Source organism: Pedobacter terrae (assembly GCF_036946585.1).
GTDB lineage: Bacteria > Bacteroidota > Bacteroidia > Sphingobacteriales > Sphingobacteriaceae > Pedobacter > Pedobacter terrae_C.
The window spans coordinates 311,581-338,304 of sequence record NZ_JAQIIV010000002.1; the positions used below are offsets into that span (position 1 = coordinate 311,581).

The 26,724-nt window shown below is 38.3% G+C and carries 23 protein-coding genes; 16 read left to right on the forward strand and 7 right to left on the reverse strand.

Annotated features, from left to right (window positions below; translation table 11 throughout):
• The first annotated feature begins 338 nt into the window (after positions 1-338).
• The 8 genes from epsC to PGN18_RS03900 all read left to right on the forward strand — a co-directional run bounded on the left by epsC (position 339) and on the right by PGN18_RS03900 (position 9,889).
• Positions 339-1,151, forward strand: a complete 813-nt coding sequence (epsC, locus tag PGN18_RS03865; RefSeq protein ID WP_335318041.1) for a serine O-acetyltransferase EpsC — start codon at positions 339-341, stop codon at positions 1,149-1,151.
• 11 nt (positions 1,152-1,162) lie between these two features.
• Positions 1,163-2,035, forward strand: a complete 873-nt coding sequence (cysM, locus tag PGN18_RS03870) for a cysteine synthase CysM (protein ID WP_335318042.1) — start codon at positions 1,163-1,165, stop codon at positions 2,033-2,035.
• A 150-nt stretch (positions 2,036-2,185) separates the two neighbouring features.
• The gene (locus tag PGN18_RS03875) at positions 2,186-3,487 is read left to right on the forward strand and encodes an ATP-binding protein (RefSeq protein ID WP_335318043.1); all 1,302 of its coding nucleotides are present in this window, start codon (positions 2,186-2,188) and stop codon (positions 3,485-3,487) included.
• A gap of 149 nt (positions 3,488-3,636) precedes the next feature.
• Positions 3,637-4,383, forward strand: coding sequence for a 5-oxoprolinase subunit PxpB (gene pxpB, locus PGN18_RS03880; RefSeq protein ID WP_335318044.1), 747 nt, complete (start codon positions 3,637-3,639; stop codon positions 4,381-4,383).
• Positions 4,380-5,372, forward strand: a complete 993-nt coding sequence (locus PGN18_RS03885; protein ID WP_335318045.1) for a biotin-dependent carboxyltransferase family protein — start codon at positions 4,380-4,382, stop codon at positions 5,370-5,372. Before pxpB ends, PGN18_RS03885 begins: the two co-directional genes overlap by 4 nt.
• A 2-nt stretch (positions 5,373-5,374) precedes the next feature.
• Positions 5,375-6,136: a 5-oxoprolinase subunit PxpA gene (locus tag PGN18_RS03890; RefSeq protein ID WP_335318046.1), complete on the forward strand. Its 762-nt coding sequence runs from the start codon at positions 5,375-5,377 to the stop codon at positions 6,134-6,136.
• Complete coding sequence (locus tag PGN18_RS03895; protein WP_335318047.1) at positions 6,133-7,317, forward strand: NRAMP family divalent metal transporter; 1,185 nt, start codon at positions 6,133-6,135, stop codon at positions 7,315-7,317. The genes PGN18_RS03890 and PGN18_RS03895 overlap by 4 nt, the downstream gene beginning before the upstream one ends.
• A gap of 10 nt (positions 7,318-7,327) precedes the next feature.
• Complete coding sequence (locus tag PGN18_RS03900) at positions 7,328-9,889, forward strand: M1 family aminopeptidase (RefSeq protein WP_335318048.1); 2,562 nt, start codon at positions 7,328-7,330, stop codon at positions 9,887-9,889.
• 230 nt (positions 9,890-10,119) lie between these two features.
• On the opposite strand, the gene PGN18_RS03905 is transcribed toward PGN18_RS03900, so the two are convergent.
• Entirely contained in the window at positions 10,120-10,254 is a 135-nt protein-coding gene (locus PGN18_RS03905) for a hypothetical protein (RefSeq protein WP_335318049.1), read from the reverse strand.
• A 176-nt stretch (positions 10,255-10,430) separates the two neighbouring features.
• Between PGN18_RS03905 and PGN18_RS03910 the strand changes: the two genes are divergently transcribed.
• The 5 genes from PGN18_RS03910 to PGN18_RS03930 are packed head-to-tail and all read left to right on the forward strand — an operon-like array spanning position 10,431 to position 16,468.
• Positions 10,431-11,813, forward strand: coding sequence for a mercuric reductase (locus PGN18_RS03910; RefSeq protein WP_335318050.1), 1,383 nt, complete (start codon positions 10,431-10,433; stop codon positions 11,811-11,813).
• 1 nt (position 11,814) lies between these two features.
• The gene (locus PGN18_RS03915) at positions 11,815-12,774 is read left to right on the forward strand and encodes an ABC transporter ATP-binding protein (RefSeq protein WP_335318051.1); all 960 of its coding nucleotides are present in this window, start codon (positions 11,815-11,817) and stop codon (positions 12,772-12,774) included.
• The gene (locus tag PGN18_RS03920; RefSeq protein ID WP_335318052.1) at positions 12,767-14,338 is read left to right on the forward strand and encodes an ABC transporter permease/substrate-binding protein; all 1,572 of its coding nucleotides are present in this window, start codon (positions 12,767-12,769) and stop codon (positions 14,336-14,338) included. Before PGN18_RS03915 ends, PGN18_RS03920 begins: the two co-directional genes overlap by 8 nt.
• A complete protein-coding gene (gene egtB / locus PGN18_RS03925) occupies positions 14,338-15,486 on the forward strand; it encodes an ergothioneine biosynthesis protein EgtB (protein WP_335318053.1) in 1,149 nt (382 codons plus the stop codon). The genes PGN18_RS03920 and egtB overlap by 1 nt, the downstream gene beginning before the upstream one ends.
• A gap of 7 nt (positions 15,487-15,493) precedes the next feature.
• Positions 15,494-16,468, forward strand: coding sequence for an L-histidine N(alpha)-methyltransferase (locus tag PGN18_RS03930; protein ID WP_335318054.1), 975 nt, complete (start codon positions 15,494-15,496; stop codon positions 16,466-16,468).
• Here the strand turns inward: PGN18_RS03930 and PGN18_RS03935 are convergent.
• On the reverse strand, positions 16,465-17,538 hold the full coding sequence (locus tag PGN18_RS03935; protein WP_335318055.1) for an aminotransferase class V-fold PLP-dependent enzyme: 1,074 nt from the start codon (positions 17,536-17,538) through the stop codon (positions 16,465-16,467). The two genes, PGN18_RS03930 and PGN18_RS03935, sit on opposite strands and share 4 nt — an antisense overlap.
• Before the next feature lie 111 nt (positions 17,539-17,649).
• On the opposite strand from PGN18_RS03935, the gene PGN18_RS03940 reads away from it, so the two are divergent.
• A complete protein-coding gene (locus PGN18_RS03940) occupies positions 17,650-18,126 on the forward strand; it encodes a DinB family protein (protein ID WP_335318056.1) in 477 nt (158 codons plus the stop codon).
• A gap of 112 nt (positions 18,127-18,238) precedes the next feature.
• Positions 18,239-18,622: a VOC family protein gene (locus PGN18_RS03945; protein ID WP_335318057.1), complete on the forward strand. Its 384-nt coding sequence runs from the start codon at positions 18,239-18,241 to the stop codon at positions 18,620-18,622.
• Between the two features lie 95 nt (positions 18,623-18,717).
• On the opposite strand, the gene PGN18_RS03950 is transcribed toward PGN18_RS03945, so the two are convergent.
• The 4 genes from PGN18_RS03950 to PGN18_RS03965 form a co-directional block, all read right to left on the reverse strand.
• Positions 18,718-19,914 (reverse strand): acetate/propionate family kinase, encoded by a 1,197-nt coding sequence (locus PGN18_RS03950; RefSeq protein ID WP_335318058.1) that lies wholly within the window; start codon positions 19,912-19,914, stop codon positions 18,718-18,720.
• 2 nt (positions 19,915-19,916) lie between these two features.
• The gene (pta, locus tag PGN18_RS03955; RefSeq protein ID WP_335318059.1) at positions 19,917-22,004 is read right to left on the reverse strand and encodes a phosphate acetyltransferase; all 2,088 of its coding nucleotides are present in this window, start codon (positions 22,002-22,004) and stop codon (positions 19,917-19,919) included.
• 477 nt (positions 22,005-22,481) lie between these two features.
• Positions 22,482-22,700 carry a DUF6965 family protein gene (locus tag PGN18_RS03960; RefSeq protein WP_335318060.1) on the reverse strand — a complete coding sequence of 73 codons (219 nt, stop codon included), beginning with the start codon at positions 22,698-22,700 and terminating at the stop codon, positions 22,482-22,484.
• Positions 22,701-22,822: 122 nt separating this feature from the next.
• The gene (locus tag PGN18_RS03965) at positions 22,823-24,025 is read right to left on the reverse strand and encodes a hypothetical protein (RefSeq protein ID WP_335318061.1); all 1,203 of its coding nucleotides are present in this window, start codon (positions 24,023-24,025) and stop codon (positions 22,823-22,825) included.
• A 171-nt stretch (positions 24,026-24,196) separates the two neighbouring features.
• Here PGN18_RS03965 and PGN18_RS03970 point away from each other — a divergent pair, with 171 nt between their 5' ends.
• Positions 24,197-24,874: a competence protein gene (locus tag PGN18_RS03970; RefSeq protein ID WP_335318062.1), complete on the forward strand. Its 678-nt coding sequence runs from the start codon at positions 24,197-24,199 to the stop codon at positions 24,872-24,874.
• A gap of 898 nt (positions 24,875-25,772) precedes the next feature.
• On the opposite strand, the gene PGN18_RS03975 is transcribed toward PGN18_RS03970, so the two are convergent.
• On the reverse strand, positions 25,773-26,354 hold the full coding sequence (locus PGN18_RS03975; RefSeq protein ID WP_335318063.1) for a DUF4142 domain-containing protein: 582 nt from the start codon (positions 26,352-26,354) through the stop codon (positions 25,773-25,775).
• Positions 26,355-26,724 lie beyond the last annotated feature (370 nt).

Sequence of the window (26,724 nt, forward strand, 5' to 3'; positions counted from 1 at the left end):
CGCTATGTGTCTTTAGGGAAGATTCAGTCCAATAGTAAAGGTTCTTATTTCAACAGTACGTTTTTTTTATTCGTCACCCTGAACTTGTTTCAGGGTCTTTACCTGGATTAATCTCAAGTTAAATTGTTAGCATAAATAACAACAAGATCGAACGAACTTTCCCAAAGCATTAACCGATAAATACTCGGGACTCCAGACTAAAAACTGCCAACTAATTTGTTATTTCCCCGCCATTTTTGTCCATAAAATCCGGCTTGTAGTTTCAGTTTAAAAAAACAAAACTTACATTTAGCCATTAAATCTATATATTTAGTCGATGAGCAGATCGGCCAGCAGTTATGGAAGACCATTTTTTTGAACAAATTCTCAAGAATCCTCTTGAACAACAAAACATTCCGCCCAATGAAGTCATATCCCTTTGGGCAGAAAAGCTTATTCAGGTACTTTTTTCAGAAAATTCTGCAAAAGTGTTTTCGAACATTACAGAACTAAAGAAATATGTTACAGCTTTGGAACTTGAGCTTTATGATATCATATCAGCAAGTTGCCAGCTAAAAAATAGTGCATGCCAAAATGCAGCAAATCAGTTTTTCGAAAGCTTACCAAAACTCTATCGCATCTTAAACACCGATATAGAGGCTATTTATCAGGGTGATCCTGCAGCACAGAGCAGGTTTGAGATAATTAGGACCTATCCGGGTTTTTATGCCATTTGTTTTTACAGAATTGCTCATACGCTTTACAATTTTGGTATTCCGCTCGTTCCCAGGATACTGACTGAATATGCGCATTCTAAAACGGGAATCGATATTCATCCGGCAGCCAGTATAGGCGAATATTTTTATATTGACCATGGAACAGGGATTGTTATTGGAGAAACCAGCATCATAGGTCGTTATGTTAAACTTTATCAAGGCGTAACACTTGGTGCATTAAGTGTTAAAAAAACGTTGGCGGGCAGTAAACGTCATCCTACAGTGGAAGATCGGGTGGTGATCTATTCCGGTGCAACCATTTTAGGCGGCGAAACCATCATTGGGCATGATAGTATTATTGGAGGGAACGTATGGCTTACTGAAAGTATCCCTGCATTTTCTACTGCTTACCATTCGCCTATCATTACCATAAGAAATCATAAAGAAACCCATTAATTATATTAAATATGGCAGGAATAATCGATCTGATCGGAAACACGCCAATGGCCGAACTCCAAAAGCTGAATGTAAACCCCGCCGTTCGAGTATTTGCTAAATTAGAAGGCAACAATCCAGGTGGCAGTGTTAAAGACCGGGCTTCGCTTAATATGATCAGAAGTGCAATTGAACGTGGCGAGGTTACTCCAGACACTAAATTGGTGGAGGCTACAAGTGGTAATACCGGAATTGCGTTAGCCATGATTGCAAGTTTGTATCATTTAGATATTGAATTGGTGATGCCGGCCAATTCTACGAGAGAACGGAAAGTGACTATGGAAGCCTTTGGCGCAAAAGTTACCTTGTTGGAAAGTATAGAAGCTTGTAGGGATTATGCTGAAGAGAAAGGTATTTCAAAAGGATATTATCTGTTAAATCAATTTGCCAATCAGGATAATTACCTGGCCCACTATAAAACAACCGGACCAGAAATATGGAAAGATACTGATGGGCAGATTACACATTTTGTTAGTTCTATGGGAACAACTGGGACGATTATGGGCTGTTCGAGATTTTTTAAGGAAAAAAATGCTGATATTCAGATTGTAGGCTGTCAACCTACAGAAGGTTCATCCATTCCAGGAATCAGGCGTTGGCCTGAAGAATATCTGCCTAAAATTTTTGATCCCAAAAGGGTAGATCGTGTGGTGGATATTGCACAGGAAGAAGCAACTTTGATGGCCAGAAGAATGGCTAAAGAAGAAGGCTTATTTGCTGGTATGAGTTCGGGTGGTGCTTGTGCAGCTGCTTTGAAGCTTGCCAGCGAATTAGATAAAGGTACCGTTGTTTTTATCGCCTGCGATCGGGGAGATCGGTATTTGAGCAGCGATCTTTTTGGTTGAACCTAAATTGATCTTGCTTGGTTTTTAATTGTTTGAGCATTATCTGTAGCGGAAAGCTGAAATGTAATTGTGAATGACTTGTAGATTTTGCATTCAGCGATCCTTAAATGATCGAATTTTATAATATATTTGCTAATTATATTAGTAAATATGTCGGTAAAAGTTAATATCACTTCGAAGGGAATACAAAGAGTACTTAAAAACTATAATGAAAGGCAGGCAATTGCGGAATATATTTGGAACGGTTTTGATGCCAACGCAAATACCATCTGTTTAGATTATGAGGCCAATCCTTTAGGTCTTTTAACTCATTTGGCGATAGCTGATAACGGTTATGGAATTAATTTCGAACGCTTACAACAAAAATTCGATCCTTTTTTCGAATCTGAAAAAGCCATTCAGATTATAGCGCCAAAACATACTTCCAAAATGCATGGCCGTAATGGGGTAGGTAGGCTTACCTTTTTTACTTTTGCGCACGATGCCGTTTGGCATACCACTTATCAATCCGAACAAGGTTTTTATGATGGCGAAATCCGCATTAACACGGCCGGTTTAAACAGTTATAGTTCCGATTTTTCTTCAACTGTTAGCCAAACAGGTGAAACAGGTACAACCGTTACTTTTAGCAATCTGAAAATCAGCCAGCAAGATCTAGAAAAGATTGTTCTTCCTTTTTTAATCAACGAATTCTGTTGGTTTATAGAATTGAATAAGCACAAGAAATACTCCATTATTGTGAATGGCGAAGCATTGGATTTTAACAGCAATATTAAAAGCATGGAAGAGTTTAAACTTGTTTATCCTGATACAGCTGTTACTTTTAAGATCAAGTATGTTCACTGGAAAGAAAACTTGCACAAAGAATTATCCAAATATTATTTTTTAGCTGGTGGCGAAGAAATTTATAAAGACTACACCACCTTAAATAAAAAGAGCGACGATTATTTCCACAGTGTGTATATCGACAGTGATTTTTTTCGTGATTTCGATTTTAAGAGTTTCGAAAATGAAGGACAGGTTGCGATATTTGGCGCAGCTAAATCTTCTGACGAATACAGGTTTTTGATTAAAGCATTAACAGAATATCTCAAAAGTAAACGCAAGCCATTTTTAAAAGAATATGCCAGTAACTTAATTCAAAGTTATGAGCAGGATGGGGTATTTCCGGTTTATGCCGATGAGAGAGCGAGGGACTTAAGCAAACCTGCATTGGTTAATTTACTTAAAGGTTTATATGAAATAGAACCCAAATTGTTTGGCAGCTTAAATATTGATCAAAAGAAAACGATTGTACGCCTGATTGACCTGTTAATGCGTGCCAACCTCCATGATGAGATTTTCGAAATGTTCAATGGCCTGATTGATTTAGAAGCTGAAGAACAGCATGAACTACAGCAGCTGATAAAAGGCCTTGAACCAACTAAAAAATGGTCTGATATCAACCTGTAGCTGTTTAATTTCTAACCTATAAATAAATTTAACGAGTCAACTTCCAAAATTTTTGTGATTTTAATAATATATAGCCATTTTTATAGCGGTAATTTAGTTATGATGCCGGTATAATGAAGATGATTTATGAATAAGTCTTTCCGTTTTGTATGATTAAGGAGGAAAGATATCTTCGGGCAAACATTCCTTTAAAAATTTATGGGTTGAGTGAGAAATCGGTTACTATAACATTTGGATCGGCAGTTGATAGTGGTTTATTGGATCTGATTACCAACTTTAATCAGTTGCTTTTAGATAACCCTTTTTCTGGCTTAATCACTACAGTTCCTGCTTATACTACCTTAACTGTTGTTTATGATCCGTTAACAGTTAAGTTATCTGATCTTCCGGGCGAAGCTTGTTTCGAAAAGGTATCGGCACATTTAAACAAAATTGCAGAGATAAAAATTGAAAAATCAGAGGCGATAGCCAATCAGCTGGTTATTCCGGTATGTTATGGAGGCGATTTTGGGAAGGATATTTTGACCGTAGCCAACGCCAATAATCTTACTCAAAGCGAGGTGGTTGATATACATACGGCTGGACATTATACCATCTTTATGATCGGATTTGTCCCGGGCTTTGCTTATATGGGAGGGATGGATGATAGATTATCAACGCCAAGGAAACAGATGCCTGCTGCTAAAATCCCTGCCGGATCTGTAGGTATCGCAGGTAATCAAACTGGTATTTACCCTATGGAGACACCTGGTGGCTGGCAGATTATTGGCAGAACGCCGCTAAAGATGTTTGATGTAAACCGTAAACAGCCATCGCTTTTGGGGGGTGGAGATCGGGTCAGCTTCAAAGCCATTGATCAGGCCGAGTTTAATGCTTATGCTGAAATAGGAATATGAAAATCAGCATCATCAAGCCCGGTTTGTTGAGTACTGTTCAGGATATGGGAAGGTACCAATATCTTTCGCAAGCTGTACCCGTTGCAGGTGCCATGGATGAACTGGCCCATCGTTTAGCTAACAAAGCCGTTGGTAATGATGATCATTGTGCCACCATTGAATTTACCTATGCTGACGCTTCATTTAAAGCTGAAACGTCAATTTTGATAGCTTATGCCGGTGATGGCGCATTTTTAGTTTATAATAATGAATTAATGCCTGCAGAAAAGCCATTGTTTGTTGCAGCAGGCTCGGTGATCAAATTGATCAATAATCCACTTGGGGTGCGTACTTATTTGGCCATTGCCGGTGGATGGGATGTGCCTGATGTGATGGAAAGCAAAAGTACTTACCTTACCGCGGCTTTTGGAGGCTATAAAGGCAGAGCCCTGCAAAAAACTGATATACTGGTGAGCGGTTCCAAGCTTAGCGAAATATCATATAAAATTTTAAATCAATTGACCAAAAGATCGTTGACCTATCCAAATTGGAGCATTTCTCGCAACAGTTTATTGCCAGAGAACAGGAAAAAAATTAGGGTTGTGCTGGCCAATGAAATCTGTTGGTTCGATGCTACATCCATTCTTTCGTTTTTGACCAATACCTATGCAATCGATTTAAGGAGTAACCGTATGGGTTATCAATTGACCGGAAAACCATTGGTAAAGAAAGTCAAAGAAGAATTGCTTAGTACTGCCGTTAGTCCAGGAACGATCCAGGTAACTGGGAATGGCCATTTGGTTATACTCATGGCCGACTGCCAGACAACAGGCGGGTACCCACGTATCGCTCATGTCGCGGCGGTTGATTTGCCTTTATGTGCCCAGCTTAAACCAGGAGATGGTATTCAGTTTTCAGAGATTTCGAGAGTAGAAGCAGAAGAACTTTACCTTGAACGTGAGTATGATTTATCATTGATTACCAAGGCAATAAACGTTAAATATACTTAAAAATGAAAGTGATCGATCTGAATTGCGATATGGGAGAAGCATTTGGAAATTATGCCATGCCAAATGATGAAAAACTGATGGATTATATTTCATCGGTAAATATAGCCTGCGGCTTTCATGCGGGCGATCCGGCTGTGATGCAGCAAACTGTAAATTTAGCCATAAAAAAGGGGCTATCTATTGGTGCGCATCCTGGTTTGCCCGATTTGCAAGGTTTCGGTCGTAGAGAAATGAAAATTAGCCCGAATGATGCCTATCAGCTTACGCTGTACCAAATTGGTGCCCTGGGCGGTTTTGTAAAAGCTGCCGGAAGCAGATTGCATCATGTTAAGGCACATGGCGCATTATATAACATGGCTGCAAAGGATGCTGCTTTGGCAAAAGCGATAGCGCAGGCTGTTTTCGATTTTGATCCTGGTTTAATTTTGTATGCCTTGGCAGGAAGTAAGATGATAGAAGAAGCTGAAAAACTGAGTATTGTAACCGCATCGGAAGTTTTTGCAGATCGGAGCTATCAGGACGATGGTTTACTTACCCCGCGCTCCTCAGACTATGCTTTGATCACTAATGACGAAGATGCTGTTAATCAGGTATTGGGATTTGCTTTAAAACAGAAAGTAAAAAGTGTAAATGGAAATCATATTGCAGTTAAGGCAGAAACTGTTTGTTTGCATGGCGATGGTAAACATGCGGTTGAGTTTGCTAAATTGATATCCGAAAAGTTAGAAAAAGAAGGTATCATGATTAAAGCACCAGCAATATGAAGCCAAAATACAATTGGAGTGTACTTTTAGGGGCAGCTTTTTTAATGGCATCTTCAGCCATAGGGCCTGGCTTTTTAACACAAACTGCTGTTTTTACCCAGCAACTTGGCGCAAGTTTTGCTTTTGTCATTTTGTTATCCATCCTGTTAGATGCCATTGCACAATTAAACATCTGGCGGATTATTGCCGTTGCTGACAAACCGGCGCAAGATATTGCCAATAAGGTTTTCCCCGGTTTAGGCTATTTTATATCTTTTCTGGTTTTTTTGGGTGGTTTGGCATTTAATATCGGCAATATTGCTGGCGCCGGCTTAGGACTAAATGTATTATTTGGCATCAGTGTAGGGCAGGGTGCTGTAATCAGTGCTATTTTGGCTATAGGAATTTTTATTTATAAGGAAGCTGGTAAAGCCATGGACGTTTTTGCCAAAACCATGGGGCTGATTAAAATTGTACTTGCTTTAATTATCGCTTATACCAGCTCACCGCCATTGGCAGAGGCTGCATTAAGAGCTGTAAACCCAACACAGTTTAGTTTTGCTGCAGTATTAACCATCGTTGGTGGAACCGTTGGTGGCTACATCACTTTTTCAGGCGCTCACCGTTTACTTGATGCCAGACAAACCGGCTTAGAAAATTTAGATGCCGTAAATAAAGGTGCATTGAGTGCTATCGGAATCGCATCTATTATGCGATTATTGCTGTTTATTGCCGCATTAGGTGTAGTAAGCAAAGGTTTTAGCCTAGATCCGGCCAATCCCGCCGCTTCAGTTTTCAAACTGGCCAGTGGCGAAATAGGGTATAAGATTTTTGGAGTGGTGATCTGGGCTGCAGGAATTTCGTCTGTAGTAGGTTCAGCATATACTTCAATTTCTTTCATCAAAAGTTTTCATCCGCTGATATTAAAGTTTAACAGAGAGATCATTATCGTTTTTATATCCATTTCCTGCGTCATTTTTCTGTTGATAGGCAAACCGGTTAAAACATTGCTTACCGTAGGAGCCATAAATGGTTTTATTTTACCTATTGCATTGGGTATTATGCTAATTGCAGCTTACAAAACCAAAATTATTGCAAATTACAAGCAACCATTATGGTTAACTTTGACAGGCCTGGCCGTGGTATTAACCATGGTTTGGATGAGTTATGGTACCATTGTACAGATGATAAACGGAGAATAAATTTGATAAAATGAATATAAAACTTAAATATTTTTGCTTGTTACCATTATTAATTGCAACCTGTTTTGCGCAGCAGCATCCAACAACAGTAGCTGTAGAACCTGGCGTGTCTCTGGCGCTGGCAAACGCCAGAGGTGCTGCGATAAGTAATATTAAATACAAGCTTCACTTTATCATACCTGCTGAACCAAACGCTTCAATTGAATCGACAGAAAGAGTTGATTTTAAATTAAATAAGTTAATTCATCTGCAGGTTGACTTTAAGCAAAGTTCAGATCATATAAAACGGATATCGGTTAATGGAAAAAACATACCGATTAATTTTAGGTCAGAACATATCCTGGTTAAGCAGGAATATTTAAGGATCGGGAATAACCATATCGAAACTGAATTCTTCGCTGGAAACGAATCATTAAATAGAAACGAAAATTTTTTATATGCCCTTTTCGTACCTGATCATGCCAGAACTGTATTTCCGTGTTTTGATCAGCCTGATTTGAAGGCTAATTTTTTACTTTCATTAACCGTTCCAAAGGATTGGAAAGTAATGGCTAATGCATCAAAAAAAGACTCACTGGTTCAGGAAAAAGCAATTACTTATCATTTTAACCCGTCAGACAAATTGCCAACCTATTTATTTTCTTTTACGGCTGGTAAATACACTTTTATCAATCGGAAAATGGAAAATAATAACATGGAATTTCTGCATCGTGAAACCGATTCAGCAAAGATTAAGTTTAGTGTTGATTCTGTTTTTGTAGCACACCGTGATGCCATCGATTTTTTGGAAGACTGGACAGCAATTAAATATCCCTTTCAGAAAATTGGCTTTGTGAGCATTCCTGATTTTCAGTTTGGTGGAATGGAGCATCCCGGTGAGGTACAATATAAAGCATCATCGTTGTTTTTAGATCAAGGCGCAACTAAAGATCAGTTTATTTCGCGTTCTAATCTTATTTCGCATGAAACAGCCCATATGTGGTTTGGCGATCTGGTTACCATGAAATGGTTTAATGATGTTTGGATGAAAGAGGTTTTTGCCAATTTTATGGCCGATAAGGTGACCGAAAAACTAATGGGTAAAAGCACTTTTGATCTAAAGTTTTTACAAGATCACTATCCGGCAGCTTATGGCGTAGACAGAACTTTGGGTGCTAATCCAATTCGTCAGCAATTGGATAACCTACAGGAAGCTGGATCAATGTATGGAAATATCATTTACCATAAAGCGCCCATTATGATGCGCCAGCTGGAATTATTAATGGGTAGAGACGATTTTCAGAAGGGAATAAGAGAATATTTAAAAAAATACAGTTACGGCAATGCTACCTGGAATGATCTGATTGCCATTTTAAGCAAATACAGTAAAAGTGATCTGTTCAGTTGGAACAAAGTTTGGGTAAATGAACCTGGCAGACCAGCGTTTAGTTATCATATTATATATGACCAGGATAAAATAAGTCATTTCAGTTTAAACCAAAACAGTGAGCAGGGGCAGGCTCGGATATGGCCACAATCTTTTACGGTTAAGTTGGTTTATCCAAGCTATAGTAAGTTACTTGTAGTTAATGCTAAAACTGCGAAAACAGATTTAATAGAAGCAAAAGGCCTGCCTAAGCCACAATATATTTTATTTAACGCAAATGGCGCAGGATATGGTCTTTTCCCAATTGAGAAAGAGATGATGGCAAATCTTTATCATATCAGCGATCCTTTAGAGCGGGCGTCTGCTTATATCAACGCCTATGAAAACATGCTTTCTGGAAAAGACAGTAAACCAAAAGAACTTTTAGCTATATTTCTGCAGGGGTTGGCGGTCGAGAAAAATGAGATGAACCTTAGGCTGATTACAGGATACCTCACTAATATTTACTGGACTTTTCTTAAAGATGACGTACGGAATGTTATGCACGAAAGTATGGAAAAAAGCATATGGAATGCAATTGAGCGGCAGCAGACTCAAAACAATAAGAAAATTTTGTTCAATGCTTATCAAAATGTGTATCTAAGTGCCGAAGCGGGAAGAAGGATGTACGATTTCTGGCTGAAGCAGACTGCACCAGATGGCATTAAGTTGTTGGAAGATGATTATAGTGCCCTTGCTTTAACGCTGGCCCTTAAAACAGACACAGCAAACACCATTTTAAAAGAACAGTTAGCACGTACCAAAAATGAGGACCGTAAAAATCGATTGGTTTATTTAATGCCTGCACTATCTTTAGCTGTTAAAGAAAGAGATCTTTTCTTTAATAGCTTAAAAGACAGAAAAAACAGGCAGAAAGAAGCCTGGGTAACAACTGCACTATCTTATTTGCATCATCCACTTAGGCAAAAAACATCTGTCCGGTACCTGAAAGAAAGTTTGGATTTACTGACGGAAATACAGAAAACAGGCGATATATTTTTTCCGCAATCCTGGCTAGCCGCCACCTTTTCAACTTATAATAATGAAGAGGCAAATGCAGTGGTACAGGATTTCTTAAAATCCCATCCCGATTATAATCCAAAACTAAAAGAGAAGATTTTGCAAACCACAGATAACCTAAGGCGGGCACAACAAATCGTGCAATAATTTTAGCTTTTCTGACTAAATTTGTTACATACAGGTTTGAAAAGAATTTTTACTTTTGTCGCGAGAGCGTTAATTTAGATTTGAAAAGGGTAAGCATTCATTTGTTTGCCCTTTTCTTTTGTATTGAATTAAACATTCTTTTCTAAATAAGCCAGTCATCTTGAGGCAAGAACAAATCTTAATGATAACGCTAGTTTACAATATTTTAAAGGATTGCCTATCTATTCTTTTTAATTAAAAGATTCTGTCTGGCTATTCAAATCTTCCAATAAGCCATTCAATAAAATTTCTCTTTGATCTTCAATAGTAATATCATCCTGTATAAAAACGGTAAGGTTCGTATTTTCTGTTGTTTGCGTTTGCATGAGTTAGGGATTTATGTTCTCAATTCAATTGTTTATAATCATGTAACGCGAATTTTCGAATATAGTTTGTAACTTTTTTAATTTAACTGAGATTGTCCAACGCAAGAATAAATCACTACTGCTCAAACATTGACCTACTAATTCAGGTTACTAGTACAACAAAACAAAACCCATTGATGAAACATTACGACGCGATAGTTATTGGAGCTGGGCAGGCCGGCGTGCCATTAGCTAAAAAGCTTGCTGAAGCTGGTAAAAAAACACTGCTTGTAGAGAAAAGAATGGTTGGTGGTACCTGCATCAATGATGGTTGTACACCCACCAAAGCCATGATTGCTTCTGCAAAGGCTGTATATCAGGCTAAAAAAGCTTCCGCATTAGGCGTCGAAATCGAAGCTGTCAAAATTGATTTTAAGAAGATTGTTCAACGTAAAGACGAAATTGTAGCACAATTCAGGTCTTCGTCAGAAAAAGGAATCGACGAAACCAAAGGTCTTAAGCTTATTTTCGGAACGGCAAAGTTCAGTGCTGAAAAAGAATTAACCATTGCCCTGAGTGAAGGTGGAGAAGAAAAAGTGACCGCAGATTGGATTTTTATTAATACCGGTGCAAAAACCGTCATACCAAATATAGATGGATTGGATCAAATTGACTATCTTACCTCAACAACAATTTTGGATTTGGAAGCGGTTCCAAAACATTTAGTGGTAATTGGTGGTAACTACATTGGGCTAGAGTTTGGGCAAATGTTTAGCCGCTTTGGTAGTAAAGTCACCATTTTGGAGAAGTCAACTAGTATATTGGCTAAAGAAGACGAAGATATTTCATCAGCGCTAACCGAAATCTTAAGCGATGAAAAAATTGAAGTCATTACCGACGTAAAGGTTGATAAAATCAGTAAAGAACAAAAACAGATACATATTTCACTCCATTGTGGTAAAACCAAAAAGAACATTACAGCCAGTCATGTACTTATTGCTGCAGGGCGAATGCCGCAAACTGTTGATTTAGGACTCGAAAATTGTGGCGTTAAAATGGATGATAAAGGTCATGTGGTGGTGAATGAAAAATTGGAAACCAATATTGAGGGCATTTACGCATTGGGGGATGTAAAAGGTGGGCCTGCCTTTACGCATATCGCTTATAATGATTATACCATTGTTTACCGTAATTTGATAGAAGAAAAAAATTATTCTATTCAAGATCGGCCTTTACCGTATTGCATGTTTACCGACCCTCAACTGGGCAGGATTGGCATTTCGGAAAAAGAAGCGAAAGAGAAGAAATTAAATTATGAAGTAGCCGTGATTCCAATGTCGCAGGTGGCTCGCGGGATAGAGACCAATGAAACTTTAGGGCTTATGAAAGCGATTGTCGATCCGGATACAAAAAAGATTTTAGGGGCAGCCATTTTGGCTTCAGAGGGCGGGGAGATCATGTCTGTCTTACAAATGGCTATGGAAGGAGATATTACTTACGATAGAATCAGGTACTGCGTTTTTGCACATCCAACCTATACTGAATCGCTGAATAACCTTTTCATGAAACTCGATAAATAATATGATCGAATTGAAAGAGATAAGCAAGAAATTTGGAGATACCCAGGCGGTAAAGCAAGTCTCTTTTAGTATACTCAGGGCAGAAACATTGGTATTGCTGGGTACCAGTGGCTGTGGTAAAACCACCACGCTAAAAATGATCAACCGTTTAATTGAGCCTGATTCAGGACAGATCCTGATTAATGAAAAAAATATCACTGATGAGGATCCCGATACGTTGCGTAAAGGAATCGGTTATGTGATGCAGAATATCGGACTTTTTCCGCATTATAACATAGCCGAAAATATTGCAATTCTACCCAAACTACTGAAATGGGATAAGTTAAAAACTCAAAGTCGTACGCAGGAACTGATTAAAAAACTTCATCTTCCGGACAGTATTTTGGCCATGTACCCGCATGAGTTGAGTGGTGGACAACAGCAACGTGTTGGCCTGGCCCGCGCGTTGATTACCGATCCACCTGTTTTGCTAATGGACGAGCCATTTGGAGCCCTGGATAACGTTACGCGGACCAGTATCCAAAAAGAATTTAAAGCTTTAGAGGAGTTGAAAAGGAAAGCCATTGTAATGGTAACACATGATGTGCAGGAAGCTTTTGAACTGGCAGACCGGATTTGTTTGATGGATAAGGGTGAGGTGATTCAGATCGGCACCCCCAAAGAGTTATTGTACCAGCCTATAAATGATATCGTGAAGGGTTTTCTTGCCGGACAAAGATTGGTGCTAGAATTTAAAGTTGTTAGTATTCAGGATATTTGGGATTACTTACCTGAAGAAACGATTGATGACGTAGAAAGTGTAGCGGCCAATTTAAGCATCTGGGAAGCTATGGAATTATTAAGGGATAGTGAGAGGTCTGAACTTTTTATATCAGGAGCCAACAAAACCATCAAGTCTGTCAATTTCGAGCAGTTAACCAAAGCATTCAACCGATATCAAAATACACAACAACATGAATGAGCAACAGCAGACCTTATGGCAATTTATGTCTGGGCAGTCTGATAAATTGCTCACTCAAACCTTCCAACATTTAGGTTTAACTTTTATTTCTTTAATTCTTGCTATTACCATCGGTTTACCTTTAGGCATACTCATTGCCAGGAAGCGGAAACTTTCAGGAATGGTTTTAAGTATTGCCGGGGTCTTACAAACAATCCCAAGTATTGCGCTATTGGGTTTTATGATTCCTGTTTTGGGCATCGGTGCCAAACCAGCGATTGTGGCCCTACTAATTTATGCTTTGCTACCGATTATCAGAAATACATATACAGGCATTGTTGGTATCGATTTACATGTTAAGGAGAGTGCCAGGGCTATGGGAATGAGTAAAAGCCAGATTTTATTAAAGGTGGAGCTGCCACTCGCCATGCCCGTTATTTTAGCAGGTATACGCACTGCCACCGTAATTAATGTAGGTGTAGCCACGTTGGCGTCATTTATTGCCGCTGGAGGCCTGGGCGAATTTATTTTTGGTGGTATATCACTCAATAATACCAATATGATTTTAGCTGGAGCCGTTCCGGCCGCCTTATTGGCAATTATACTCGATGCCTTGCTTTCGCTTGTTCAAAAAATGAACGTTAAAAAATTAAGAAAAGCCTTATACATTTTTCCTGTCGTAATTTTGGTTTTAGGCGGGTTTTATGCTTTGCCCTCAGCTTATGGCTCTATTTTAACCGCTGGATTTACCCCAGAATTTATGGGTAGGCAGGATGGAGATCTGGGATTGAAATCAACTTACGGCCTAAAGATTCATACTATTGTGATCAGCGATGCCGTGATGTACAAAGCTGCTTACGCGAAAGAATTAGATGTCATCAGCGGTTATTCTACTGATGGACGTTTAAAAGCTTTCGATCTGAAAATCTTAAAGGATAACAAGAACATTTTTCCTCCTTATTATGCTGCACCCATCGTTCGCGATGAAGCGTTAAAACAATTTCCCGAACTGGAACAAACTTTAAATCTACTCGCTGGTAAAATTACTGATTCGATTATGACCGAACTGAACTACAGAACAGATTATCAGCATCAACAACCTGAGCGTGTAGCTAAGGATTTCCTGATCAGCAAGGGCTTGTATAAAGCGCCCAAAAATGGACATAAGGGCGTTGTTAGGATTGGATCTAAGATTTTTGGTGAACAGTATATTCTTGCTGAAATATACAGCATGCTAATTAAAGGCTATACCGATTACAATGTAGCCACCAAAACCGGACTGGGCGGAACGAAAATCTGTTTTGACGCACTGATGAACAACCAAATCGACTTTTATCCTGAGTATACAGGTACAGGGCTTTTGGTTTTGTTGCAGCCTGATCCAAAAATTGCAAAGCAAATGACTCACGACAAAGAGAAAACTTACCATTATGTAAGTGCAGAATTTGAAAAAAGATTTAAAATTAAATGGCTTAAGCCTATTGGTTTTAATAATTCTTATGCTTTAATGATGCGTCGAAAACAATCGACAGAACTGAATGTTAATACGATTACAGACCTTGCAAACTACTTAGATAAAAATTAATGACACTTGTAGAAGAATACTTGCAGATTAGGAAATATTCCGAAAAGGTTTGTGAGCCCTTACAAACTGAAGATTATGTAGTGCAGCCAGTTGTAGATGTGAGTCCACCAAAATGGCATTTAGGTCATACTACCTGGTTCTTCGAAACTTTCATATTAAAGCCGTTTTCGGTTAATTATCAGCTATATAACGATGATTATAATTTTGTGTTCAATAGTTATTACGAAACCGTAGGCAATCGGGTAATACGTACTGATCGGGGCAATTTAAGTCGCCCAAGCGTGAATGAAATTTATCAATACCGGGCTTATGTAGATGAAGCTATGGTAAGTTTTTTAAGTACCACGCTAAATGATGAAGTTAAGGAATTGTTGGTCTTAGGCTTTAATCATGAGCAGCAGCATCAGGAATTGTTGTTAACGGATATCAAATATATATTAGGTAATAATCTGCTATTTCCGGTTTATGTTAAAGATAAAAAAGAAGTTTTAGCCATAGAAAATGAATCAGGCTGGATTGATATCCCAGCTGGAATTTACGAAATAGGTTATCAAGGAACAGGTTTTAGCTTCGACAATGAATTGAACAGACACAAGGTTTATCTGCAGGGTTTTGCCATCAGTAAAGCATTGGTAAGCAATGCCGATTTTTTGGAATTTGTACATGCTGGTGGGTATGAAGATTTTAACTATTGGCATTCCGAGGGATGGGACTGGGTGAAAAACAATCAAGTCAATTCACCCATGTACTGGCATTTAATAGATGGGGAGCGGTTTAATTATACGCTAGGTGGACTTTTGCCAATTGATCCGAAGGCGCCGGTAAGCCATATCAGCTTTTATGAAGCATATGCTTATGCCAGTTGGAAAGGCATGCGTTTGCCTACCGAATTTGAATGGGAAGTAGCGGCTAAAAATTTCAACTGGGGCGAAAGGTGGGAGTGGACCGAAAGTGCTTATCTCCCTTATCCAGGTTTTAGTAAAGCCCCAGGGGCCATCGGCGAATATAATGGCAAGTTTATGGTCAATCAAAAAGTACTTAGAGGGGCTTCCATCGCTACACCGCAAAATCATTCACGTATTACTTATCGAAATTTTTTTCATCCGCATTTAAGGTGGCAATATACGGGCATACGCCTGGTAAAATAAAATTATTATGAGCATCAATACCATTGAAATACCAACTGACAACAAAACGCAGTTTCTTCAGGAAACCTTAGCAGGGCTACAATCTGAACCTAAATTCATGCTTTCCAAGTATTTTTATGATGCTGATGGGGACCGCATATTTCAGCAGATTATGAATATGGATGAATATTATCTGACCAATGCAGAAATGGAGATTCTCCAAAATCAGTCTGCTCAACTTTCCCAGGCCATATCTGCAGATGGGACGGCCTTCGATCTGATCGAGTTAGGTGCCGGCGATGCCACCAAGTCTATACATCTGCTAAAGTCCCTGTTAGATGCTCAAATGGAATTTAGCTATTTCCCCATTGATATTTCTGAACATGTTATTGCTGATCTGGAGGAAAATCTGCCTGAAAAACTTCCTTCCTTGGACATTGCCGGTTTAAATGGTGATTATTTTGATATGCTGAAAAAGGCTACTGAAATATCCCGCCGCCGGAAGGTAGTGTTGTTTATGGGGGCAAATATTGGTAATATGACTGTTATTGATGCAGAGAATTTTTGCCACTCGCTAAAGCAACTGCTTTCTCCAAATGATTTACTGATTATTGGCTTTGATCTTAAAAAAAATCCGCAACAGATTTTAAATGCCTATAATGATAAAGGGGGAATTACCAGGTCTTTCAACCTTAATCTGCTTCGCCGCATTAATAAAGAACTTGACGGTGATTTTAACATTGATCAGTTTGAACATTATGCCAGTTATGATCCGGCATCAGGAGCCTGCAAAAGTTACCTTATTAGTTTACAAAATCAGATCGTAAACATCGGCCGTAACGTGATTCATTTTGCCGAAAATGAATACATATATATGGAAATCTCGCAAAAATATTCTTTAGAAGATATTAATCAATTGGCAACAAAAACTGGTTTTAAGCCGCTTCAAAGTTTTTTTGATCATAAACATTACTTTGTAGATGCCATTTGGAGGGTAGGTTAATTCTTCCCATCTAAAACTTCAAGCAGCTGGCTCAAATTTTCCTCTGTATTGTAAAAATGGAAAGAAATCCTGGTGCCAGCGCCTCTGGGTGAGCAGATAATTTTAGCCGCAACCAGTTTATCTACTGTCTTTTGATCCAGCGGCATACTCATAATTGTAGATTGATACTTTCTCTTGAGCATCCAATCGGGAACTAATCCCCTCGCATTTAAGGCTAACCTTGCTTGGTTACTGAGCAATTGCGTAGTTTGTTCAATATAATCGAATCCGATTTTGCTTAGATAATCTAAACTTTCGTTTAAGGTGCCAAAGTTTAACGTGTCCAGGTGCCCGGGTTCAAAACACATGGATAAATGATCTTTATCTTTTAAGAATGGTGCGGTAGGCAGGTTTGCCAATTTGTTCTTTGCATAAATTTCATCTTTCATCTGATCGGATAACATTACATAACCATTTCCATATCCGGCTAAAAGCCATTTATATCCACTGCCAATCAATGCATCCAAGCCCGATTTTTCAAAATTAAAGCCAGTGGTGCCTAAAAACTGAGTGCCATCGCCAACCAATAATAGGTTAGGGTAAGTTGTTTTTAAATTCTGGATAAAATCATCATCCATTCTGAAGCCACTAATGTATTGTACCATACTAAATGCCAGTATGGTCGGTTTAAATTTTTCAATGGCATTGATGATGTTTTCTTCTAGTTTTTCATCAATTGGTAAACTATGATAATCAAAACCCATACTCATTATGGGATAACTTACCGAAGGATATTCTTCTTCTAAAAGTAAAAAACGATGATTCCTATCCAATCCATTCAGTAAAATATTGAAGCCTATTGAAAAATTCTGAGCGAGAAAGGTGTTTTTAGGCTTTGATCCAAAATTTTTTGCGATGTTATTTCTGAGGTCAGTAATAAGGGCCATACTTTCCATTTTGAAAATACTCCCACCAGCCATAAACCCTTCATCATGGTGGGACCGCCATTCAGCTAAGCTAGTTGATAAAATGCCCGAATTGGCCGTATTAAGGTAGGTGTATCCTTCTAGGATGGGGAACGATAGCTTCATGCCCTAAATTAAGGAAATTGTGCATTAAAATCAGGCGCCCGCCATCCATAAATTAATTTTTATACAAACCTATGAGAATCAGAGTTGTTGTTTTATAAACAGTCATGCATTATGGAAAATCAAAGTGCAATATTGATTACTGAATTGAAAAAGCTTTTAAACGGGGGTACAGCACATGTGAGATTGAACGATGCAATTGCCAATTTACCTTTTAATCTCCTGGGTGAAAAGCCTTACAACTTACCTTATAGCATTTGGCAATTGGTAGAACATATTAGAATCGCTCAATGGGATATGCTACAATTTAGTAAAGACGGCACTCACCAATCGCCAAAATGGCCTGATGAATATTGGCCTAAAGAAGTGTCTCCAAAAGACGAAGAAACCTGGAACAATACTTTAAAGCAGATCGAAGCCGATCTTCAGTTGTTTATATCGCTTTTGGATTCATCAAACTTATACGAGACGATACCTCACGGTAATGGACAGCGTATTTTGACTGAGGCTTTACAGATTGCAGATCATAATGCTTATCATATTGCCGAAATTGTAGTCATCAGGCGTTTGTTGGGTGCATGGGAAACCTAGTTAACATTAATTTTAGACTTTAGCATTTTGCTGTCAAAATAGTGATTATCGCACGACAAACAGCCAAATTTTAACTGTCCGTTCTGCAAAAAAGAATTAAAACAATTAAGCTATGTTGCAAAACTCAAAAGCATTCAGCTCATTTTCTGTAAGCGATATACAGCAAGCAAAAGAATTTTATCAGGACGTATTGGGCCTTGAAGTTAAAGATAACTCAATGGGTGTGATTGAATTGGTGGTTTCTAGTTCCTCAAATATTTTGCTTTACCCAAAACCTAATCATGTTCCGGCAACTTTTACAGTGCTTAACTTTCCAGTGGACAATATTGAACAAACTGTTGATGAATTGATTGCAAAAGGAGTGAATTTTGAGATTTATAATCAGGAATCAATTAAGACTGATCAAAAAGGCATTTCGAGGGGAAACGGCGGACCAAACATTGCGTGGTTTAGAGATCCAGCAGGTAACATTTTGTCTGTTTTGGAAACCTCCTAAGCTTGGCTAGGCTTCCAAAGTTAGCAAAACGCACAAAGGCACAGTGCAAACTTCGTAAATCTTTTCCCTGCCAAACTTTGGAAGTCGTACCTGGATTAAATTAAAAGTCCAAAGCACTGGTGGGCGATTTCATATTCTTCGTTAGTTGGAATAATCAATATTTTCACCTTCGCAGTTGCTGTATTAATCTCTTTTAATTTACCCTTATACCCTGAATTAAGTTCTGAATCTAAATCAATGCCTAAATATTCAAGTTCTGAGCATACTTCCTCGCGCATATGCATGTCATTCTCGCCAACACCTGCAGTAAATACGATGGCATCTATTCCATTTAAAATAGCTGCATAAGCCCCAATAAATTTCTTAATCCGGTAAGCATATAGTTTAATGGCCAAAGCAGCCGCTGCGTTGTGTTCGTCTACCATTTTTCTGATGTCGCGCATATCGCTAGAGCCGCCTACGCCTAAAAGTCCGGATTGTTTGTTGACCAGCGTACTCAATTGTGATAAAGTATATCCGGAATGTTCCATTAAATGAAAAATAACGGAGGGATCGATATCTCCTGATCGTGTGCCCATCATTAATCCGCTTAAAGGGCCAAATCCCATGCTTGTGTCTATCGACTGACCGTTTTTGATAGCAGTGATGCTGCAACCGTTTCCTAAATGGATACTGATGATTTTACTTTCTTTTTTACCTAACCAATTAACAGCCTGTTCACTTACATATTTATGGCTGGTACCATGAAATCCATATACCCTGATGCCATTTTCTTTATAATACGATTCTGGAATGGCGTAACGATAAGCCTTTTCGGGTATCGTTTGATGAAAAGCGGTATCGAATACTGCGATTTGTTTGGCTTTTACAAAAGTCTGTTCCGCTACTTCAATACATTTATAGTTAACAGGATTATGCAAAGGAGCAAGCGAAAAAAGTTTTTCAATCTGATGTTTTACATCTTCAGTAATTAGGGTAGGTCCTGAAAAATGTTCACCGCCATGTACAACACGGTGACCAACAGCTGCGATATCGTCAGGGCTTGCAATTACGGCATAATCTCCTTCAGTCAATAACGCTAAAACCTGCTTCAAGGCTTCGCCATGATTGCCAATGAAACCCGGCTCTTCAATACTGCGTTTTTCGCCCTCGCTGTAAACGGTATGTTTTATAAAAGAACCTTCAATACCGATGCGTTCTGCCAGTCCACTACAAACAGGCGCTTTTTCCGGCATTTTAAAGAGCTGGTATTTTAAGGAACTACTTCCAGAGTTGATGACTAAAATGTTCATATTTAAATGTCTTGACATTGGATAGCTGTAATCACAACAGTATTAAAAATATCGTCTACGGTACATCCGCGACTCAAATCGTTTATAGGTTTGTTTAATCCCTGCAACATTGGGCCAATAGCCAATGCACCGGTTTCGCGCTGTACTGCTTTATAGGTATTATTGCCGGTATTTAAATCAGGGAAGATCAATACACTTGCCCTTCCTGCCACTTCAGATCCCGGAAGTTTTTGTTTACCCACAAGCGGGTCTACAGCTGCATCATATTGTATTGGCCCTTCAATTTTTAATTCCGGATGCCTTGCCTTAACTATTGCAGTGGCTTCTCTAACACGCTCAACATCTTCACCTTCGCCTGATGTACCGGAAGAATAAGATAACATCGCGATACGTGGCTCAATGCCAAATTTTGCACTACTTTCAGCTGACGAGATGGCTATTTCTGCCAATTGCTGGGCCGTAGGATTAGGGTTAACTGCACAATCGCCAAATATGGCCACACGTTCTGGCAGACACATAAAGAAAATGGAAGAAACTACAGATACCCCTGGCTTTGTTTTAACAAATTGTAAAGCAGGCCTAATGGTGTGCTGAGTAGTATGAACGGCGCCAGAAACCATTCCATCAGCATCACCTTTATATACCATCATGGTTCCGAAATAAGAAACATCTGTCATCATGTCTCGGGCCATTTCCAGGTTTACATTTTTGTTTTTGCGCAATTCATGTAAGGTGTTTACATAATCACTGTAATGAGCTGACTGGGCGGGATTATGTATTTTAAAGCTGTTGATATCAAGGTTTAATCCAAGCCTCTTAATACTGTTGGTAATTTCTGCAGGATCGCCTAAAAGGGTGATGTCTACAATATCTTGCGTAATAAGCTTTTCTACAGCCTTTAAAATACGTTCATCATTACCTTCTGGTAAAACAATATGTTTTTTATTGCTTTTGGCCCATTTAACCAGTTGATATTGAAACATATGTGGGGTAATGCCCTGATAGCTAAAGGTGATGATTTTATCATCAAGCGCTTTGATATCCACATATTTTTCAAAAAGCTCTATGGCTAGCGCAATTTTTTTCTTGTTTTCAATAGTAATTTTGGAGTGGATCCCGCCAATAGTCGTGGTGGTTTCGAACGTTCCTTTTGGTACGGCTATAATTGGGATAATGGTCTGTAAACCTTCAATTAATTTAATGATCGGTTCATCGGGTAAACTGCCTGCGGTTAAAACAATGCCTGCAATTTTTGGGTAATTGGCTGATAAATTGGCCTGAAGTGCACCAATAATAATATCACCACGATCGCCTGGCGTAACAATAAGCAGGTTATCTTTAATGTGCCTTAAAAAATTGGGCAACATCATGGCACCCGTTACAAAATTATCAACCTGATTATCCAGCAGTTCCGTGCCAAATAGTACCTGGCCACCTAAGGCCAACGTAATTTCCTTCATGGTTGGACTTTGCAGACCTATTTCAGTCGGAATTACAGCGATTAATAATTCAGCTGGTAATTGATTACTCAAAGCTTGCTTAATACGTTCCGCCTCTTCCGGATTTACCATATTTGCCACTACGCCCAATACCTGTACATCGCGCAACAAAAAGTTACGGTAAATATTAATGGCTGATTTAAAAAGCTGACTTGCCGTTTTGTTTTTTCCCGATACCACGATTAAAACAGGAGCACCTAAGTTTTTGGCCATCAAAGCATTCGATTCGAACTCAAATGCCGTGCCATCACCTAAAAAATCGCTGCCCTCAATTACGGTAAAATCGTAGTTATCCTCGAGTTTTTTATATTTACTGATGATGGTATTGATGATTCCTCCACTGTCTTCTGATTGGTGGAGCATTTCCTGCCGGGTAAAAGCAAAAGCATCTTCATAGTTAACAGGCAGCGAAAAACAATCTAACATGGCTTCTACATGTGCATCCTTTTTATTCGGATCGTCTTGTGCAATAATGGGTTTAAAATAACCCACTTTTTGGGTTTTTGCCAACAACATATTAATCATCCCGAAAGCAATTACTGATTTGCCGGTATAAGGTTCGGCTGAGGCAATGAATATATTTTTAGTCATAATAAAGGCGCAAATGCATATCAATAACGAATTATGCCCAATATAGTTGGAAATATTTATTTTAAAAATTAAAGTGCATTAAGTTATTTATTGGTTGATGCATTATGGCTTGTTAGATAGCGCGATTAAACTAAGTGAAATGCTTTTCATGTCCATATAGCCTCCTTAGATAATTATTTGATGGTGATGACAATCATTTTATTAAGTTATCACGAATAGTTTTCCAAGGTGGATTCGTGCTTGTGTTAGCATATCCTTCAACAGGCTAAAATTGATAGAATCTATTAGTCCGCTCGTCATTGCGAGAAGAACGACGAAGCAATCTTTCCTGCTAGCGATTCTTTCCATAGATTGCCCGAAAAATCGGGACAGGCTGTCGGCTGAAAAGCCCCCTCAAAATAACGATTCCACGAGCATATTTACAAATTTGAATCACAACCACAGTTTCTATATTAGTGATTTACTTATTCTAATATCCTAAATATTTGATTCTATTAATAACTTCAACATTTGGAGCCTGTGTATAATCGGTAGATTAACTTTTGCATCAGGATTTAGCTTTAGCGGCATCAGATGACTTTCCAAAAAATGATCATAATCGGTAATCACCGTGGCCTCATTAAGATAAATGGGAACCTGCTGCTTACCAGCACGGGCAAAAAAATCTTCTAACTGCTGTATTTCTTGAATGGTCATGTTGCAAAGTTATCATTATATAGGGAGTTGAGCCAAACAAACTAAACATGAATGAGTATCTCATTCATGTTCAATCTAAATTTTACAATTCTCCAAGGTCATATCATGACCGGATTCTTTGATTAGTTTGCCATTACATAATTCAATGTTTTATCATTCCCCTTAAATAAGTCTGATAGATTTCTCTCTATTTTAAATTCGGGTACAAGCGGTCCATCATGTCCTTTCCAGTTTTCCCAATACATGGTGGAGTAATTTATCTGTAATTTGGTGTTCGGTAATGTAAATGCACGCACTTCACCGTAATGGTTAATGGTACCTGCTGTTGTCTGTCCAACCAAAATGGCTTTGGTTTCCTTTTTCAGTTTTATGGCATTCATAATGGCAGAAGAAAATGTAGCCCGGCCGACCAATACGAAAATCTTGCCTTTTTTATTCAAATCGCTATTTTTAATCTTTTCGATAAAAGGTTCTAATACCGCACTATTCCCACCTCCATTCATCCTTAAATCAATAATTATACGTTTTGGTTTTTGCTTTTCAATCTCTTTAGATAACTGATCATTAAAGGCATTGAACGGTTTTTTCGGATCATCTCCGCACTTGTTGTAATTAAAGTACAGGTTACCTTTTTCCATTAAATACCAGTAATTGTCTTGATGGGTATTAGCTAGTAGGCTGCCATACACGGGCGCAAATACCATATCTACCTGTTTGTTTTTTGGTATGGCGTCTAATTTCGCCGTTAATATTTCTCCGGTAGGACTTAAAAGTTCCAGCGTTACATCATCTAAATGCTGACTTAACCCTAATGCATAAAGCAAACCCGGACTTGCCAGATAACTTGCTTCAGCAATATTAAAATAAGGGATATTGCCAGAAATAATTACTGAAGAAACGGCCTTTTCAGCTTCTGATAAAGTTTTATTGCCAATTCTGATCACCTTTGCAAGCAGGAGTTTCTTATTTGCCTCATTAGTTGAAGTGACGACCAGTCCGTCGTCGAACCGCTCAAATTTTATTGGATATTTAGTGGTGTATGGAGGGATTATTGTGCTGTGCTCATCACCAATTGCCGCCTGTATTTTCATCATTTCCAAATAAAATTGTTCAGTGGAAATACCATTTGTATGCGCTTCAAGACGCGTGATCATTGCATTAAATTCTGATTTAGGAAGTTTTGCAAAGAGATTTTTGTGCTTAACAGGAAGACTGTCTTTATAGAATCTTAAATCCTCGCTAAAAATATTCTTTGAAGTCTGAGCATAACTATAAGTAGCGTATAATGATAAGATTATAAAAAATAAACGACTGGTATTTTTCATGTAAATATTGTTTATATAAAAGATGTGGAATTTTGAAAAAAGTTGCACGAAGTGAAAACTTTATATAATTATCCAAAATATATTTCTTTCTGGCAAGATCTAATTTCCTTACTGAAAATTTTAGTTTAAATTTGTGTCTCCCTAATTTATTGTTTTTATTGTGGACAGAGAATGGATAATGGTGAAATCAGAAAAAATATTCCAGGTGATGAGGTGGCTCCGGTTATTTCTTTACCTAAAAAAGAATATTATCGAAAAGAAACTGCTTGGCATCGCGATTGGAAGTTGGCATTTCCACCATCGTTTAGAGAAGTTGCCTTTTTTGATGCTACGCATTCCGATCTTCACCGGGCAGATATCTTTACGCCTTCGGGTTATACAATAGAGTTTCAAAATTCACCGCTAACACTTGCCGAACTGAATAGCCGGGAGGCCTTTTATCCAAATTTGATATGGGTATTAAATGGTAAGAAATTTAAGGGCTTTAAAATATTAAAACATTTGCCTGATGTGGATGATGCAAGATTAGATGGATATGAGTTTTGTCATTCCGACCACCTTTCCATGGTTAGGAAAGCGGAGGTAATACAGGGAATATCCAATCCGAAAATACTTAATTTTTACCATCCTGAACTGAAAGAGATAAAATTTACCTCCAACCTATATTCTTTTTGCTGGAAACAGCCTCATCGCGTATGGTATGCAGCCACCGCTAAAATTATTGTTGATTTAGGTGGCCATTTTTTATATGAACTTAAACAACGGAAACAGTTGAATGGGAATTATCCCTATCTAAAAATGCTGAGTAGAAAAACATTTATTGATTGGCATACCCCGCCAGAAATTTAGAATGCCGCATGTCTTCAGAATGTTAGGCAAAGATAAAATGGTCGTTAAATAAAGTTGGTAGAAGCCCTTTATGGTGGATTCTATCGGTTCAACATCGTTTCGACCGCAGTGCCCGCCTGTACGGACAGGCCTTCTCGTACAGGCGCTATCGTGTAGACACATCTTTTGGTTTGTTTGTTTGTTTTTATACGCTTTGCTAGCTTTCTTTAATAGATTACAGGTTTTACCGAAAAACGCCGTCAATCCCAAGAGCCTGAGATATCAAAAAAACAGTTGCAGGAAAGAACAAATAGCATTACCAAACATAAAACGCAGTGGTTTTGTGTTCATAATACTAATTTAATTGTTACAGAGAATTGAACACAAACCCCGAAGGGCTCAATCAGCCCAAAGAAACCACAAACAAAAACTGATTAAACGAAGTGCCACTGTTTTTTTGATGTGAGTATGATTGTGTGAACGGCTCCTAGCTGGATCCGATAGCCATTGGATGACAAAGCGCTTTGGGTACTTTGGCGCTCCAAAATGCGCAGCATTTTTGAGCACAATTGAAAAACTAACAATTGCGAAAAACTACCATGCCCCAGCGGCATAGAGCGAAAAAACAATATTTTTGTTGAAAATAATTTTCCTAATCAATGGAATTAATAGCAAGAAAGATGCTGACCACGAAGTAGCTACAGGGCAATTGAAACCATATTTCTACTTGTAAAATAAATTCAGCATGACGATTGCTTTAGAAAAACGTGCTAAAGAAGAAATGGAGGCTAACAGAGATGTGTCCACACGATAGGTACAGGCGGGGAGAGACCTTTTAAACTTTAATTTAATAATCCGCTTCAAAGATCTCTCCACTTTGCGTTCCTTCGGTCAATATGAAGATTAATATATAAGCATGTTATTTCATGCTATCATTGATTTTATTGATCATCTGTAAATGGCTTTGAACAATTGGCGCAGTTTTGGTTGCAAAAGCTTTAAGATCTGCATCTTTTCCATTCTTTGATTCATCTTCCATCAGTTTTAAGGTAGACTTGTGCCCATCAACCATGGCATCTACATAAGCTTTATCAAAATCTGAACCTGTTTTTTTACTAAGGTCTTCCATTTTTTTCTTATGCTCATCATCAACTGTACTTGGAAGCGTAATATTTTTCTGCTTTGCGATCGCCATTAACTCTGTATTTGCCATACCATGATCTTTAACCATCATGGTTGCAAACTCTTTAACCTGCGGATTACTGCTTTTTTCAAGCGCCATTTTTCCCAATTCTACTTCTGCCATACCACCTACAGCTGCCTGAGTGGTGAATTTGGCATCAGCTTCCTCTACAGCAATTCCTCCTGTAGCGGCAGTATTGGTGGTCGTATCTTTGGCCATGTTTAAACTATCGGCACTTTCTTTGGCGTCTTTATTTCCTCCATTACAAGCCTGAAAGGCCATGGCTGAAATCGCCATTACATAAATAAACTTTTTCATATACATTGTTTTTGTTGTATATGCATAACACGGTCTCGCATGAAAGGGTTTTAAGCTTTTTAGAATAAGTAAATTATATAACATTCAGATGTTCAGAAAACTATATTTCGTAAGTCCAAAAATTAAAAAGATAAGATCGAAGAAGTTACTTCATTAATTGAAAGGCAGCAATAGTGACGGTTATTTAAGACGAGGGTTAAAATTTGTTTAAAAGGGTAGAAGGCCTTATAAAATAAGGTCCTTGTCTCCCAATAAATAAATGTAGAAAAGCAAATGTCAGCAGCCTAAAAATCTGGGCCTTGAAAAATGATTTTAGGACATAAGCAAACTTAATGGCCTCAAAAGAAAGTGTTTTCTTATTTGTCAATTA

Coding starts and splice junctions, on each gene's coding strand:
- cysM (WP_335318042.1), top strand. CDS start 1,163: ATGGCAGGAATAATCGATCTGATCGGAAACACGCCAATGGCCGAACTC.
- PGN18_RS03885 (WP_335318045.1), top strand. CDS start 4,380: ATGAAAATCAGCATCATCAAGCCCGGTTTGTTGAGTACTGTTCAGGAT.
- pta (WP_335318059.1), bottom strand. CDS start 22,004: ATGACTAAAAATATATTCATTGCCTCAGCCGAACCTTATACCGGCAAA.
- PGN18_RS03945 (WP_335318057.1), top strand. CDS start 18,239: ATGTTGCAAAACTCAAAAGCATTCAGCTCATTTTCTGTAAGCGATATA.
- PGN18_RS03960 (WP_335318060.1), bottom strand. CDS start 22,700: ATGACCATTCAAGAAATACAGCAGTTAGAAGATTTTTTTGCCCGTGCT.
- PGN18_RS03940 (WP_335318056.1), top strand. CDS start 17,650: ATGGAAAATCAAAGTGCAATATTGATTACTGAATTGAAAAAGCTTTTA.
- PGN18_RS03930 (WP_335318054.1), top strand. CDS start 15,494: ATGAGCATCAATACCATTGAAATACCAACTGACAACAAAACGCAGTTT.
- PGN18_RS03920 (WP_335318052.1), top strand. CDS start 12,767: ATGAATGAGCAACAGCAGACCTTATGGCAATTTATGTCTGGGCAGTCT.
- PGN18_RS03915 (WP_335318051.1), top strand. CDS start 11,815: ATGATCGAATTGAAAGAGATAAGCAAGAAATTTGGAGATACCCAGGCG.
- PGN18_RS03970 (WP_335318062.1), top strand. CDS start 24,197: ATGGATAATGGTGAAATCAGAAAAAATATTCCAGGTGATGAGGTGGCT.
- PGN18_RS03895 (WP_335318047.1), top strand. CDS start 6,133: ATGAAGCCAAAATACAATTGGAGTGTACTTTTAGGGGCAGCTTTTTTA.
- egtB (WP_335318053.1), top strand. CDS start 14,338: ATGACACTTGTAGAAGAATACTTGCAGATTAGGAAATATTCCGAAAAG.
- PGN18_RS03900 (WP_335318048.1), top strand. CDS start 7,328: ATGAATATAAAACTTAAATATTTTTGCTTGTTACCATTATTAATTGCA.
- PGN18_RS03905 (WP_335318049.1), bottom strand. CDS start 10,254: ATGCAAACGCAAACAACAGAAAATACGAACCTTACCGTTTTTATACAG.
- PGN18_RS03935 (WP_335318055.1), bottom strand. CDS start 17,538: ATGAAGCTATCGTTCCCCATCCTAGAAGGATACACCTACCTTAATACG.
- epsC (WP_335318041.1), top strand. CDS start 339: ATGGAAGACCATTTTTTTGAACAAATTCTCAAGAATCCTCTTGAACAA.
- pxpB (WP_335318044.1), top strand. CDS start 3,637: ATGATTAAGGAGGAAAGATATCTTCGGGCAAACATTCCTTTAAAAATT.
- PGN18_RS03975 (WP_335318063.1), bottom strand. CDS start 26,354: ATGAAAAAGTTTATTTATGTAATGGCGATTTCAGCCATGGCCTTTCAG.
- PGN18_RS03965 (WP_335318061.1), bottom strand. CDS start 24,025: ATGAAAAATACCAGTCGTTTATTTTTTATAATCTTATCATTATACGCT.
- PGN18_RS03890 (WP_335318046.1), top strand. CDS start 5,375: ATGAAAGTGATCGATCTGAATTGCGATATGGGAGAAGCATTTGGAAAT.
- PGN18_RS03950 (WP_335318058.1), bottom strand. CDS start 19,914: ATGAACATTTTAGTCATCAACTCTGGAAGTAGTTCCTTAAAATACCAG.
- PGN18_RS03875 (WP_335318043.1), top strand. CDS start 2,186: ATGTCGGTAAAAGTTAATATCACTTCGAAGGGAATACAAAGAGTACTT.
- PGN18_RS03910 (WP_335318050.1), top strand. CDS start 10,431: ATGAAACATTACGACGCGATAGTTATTGGAGCTGGGCAGGCCGGCGTG.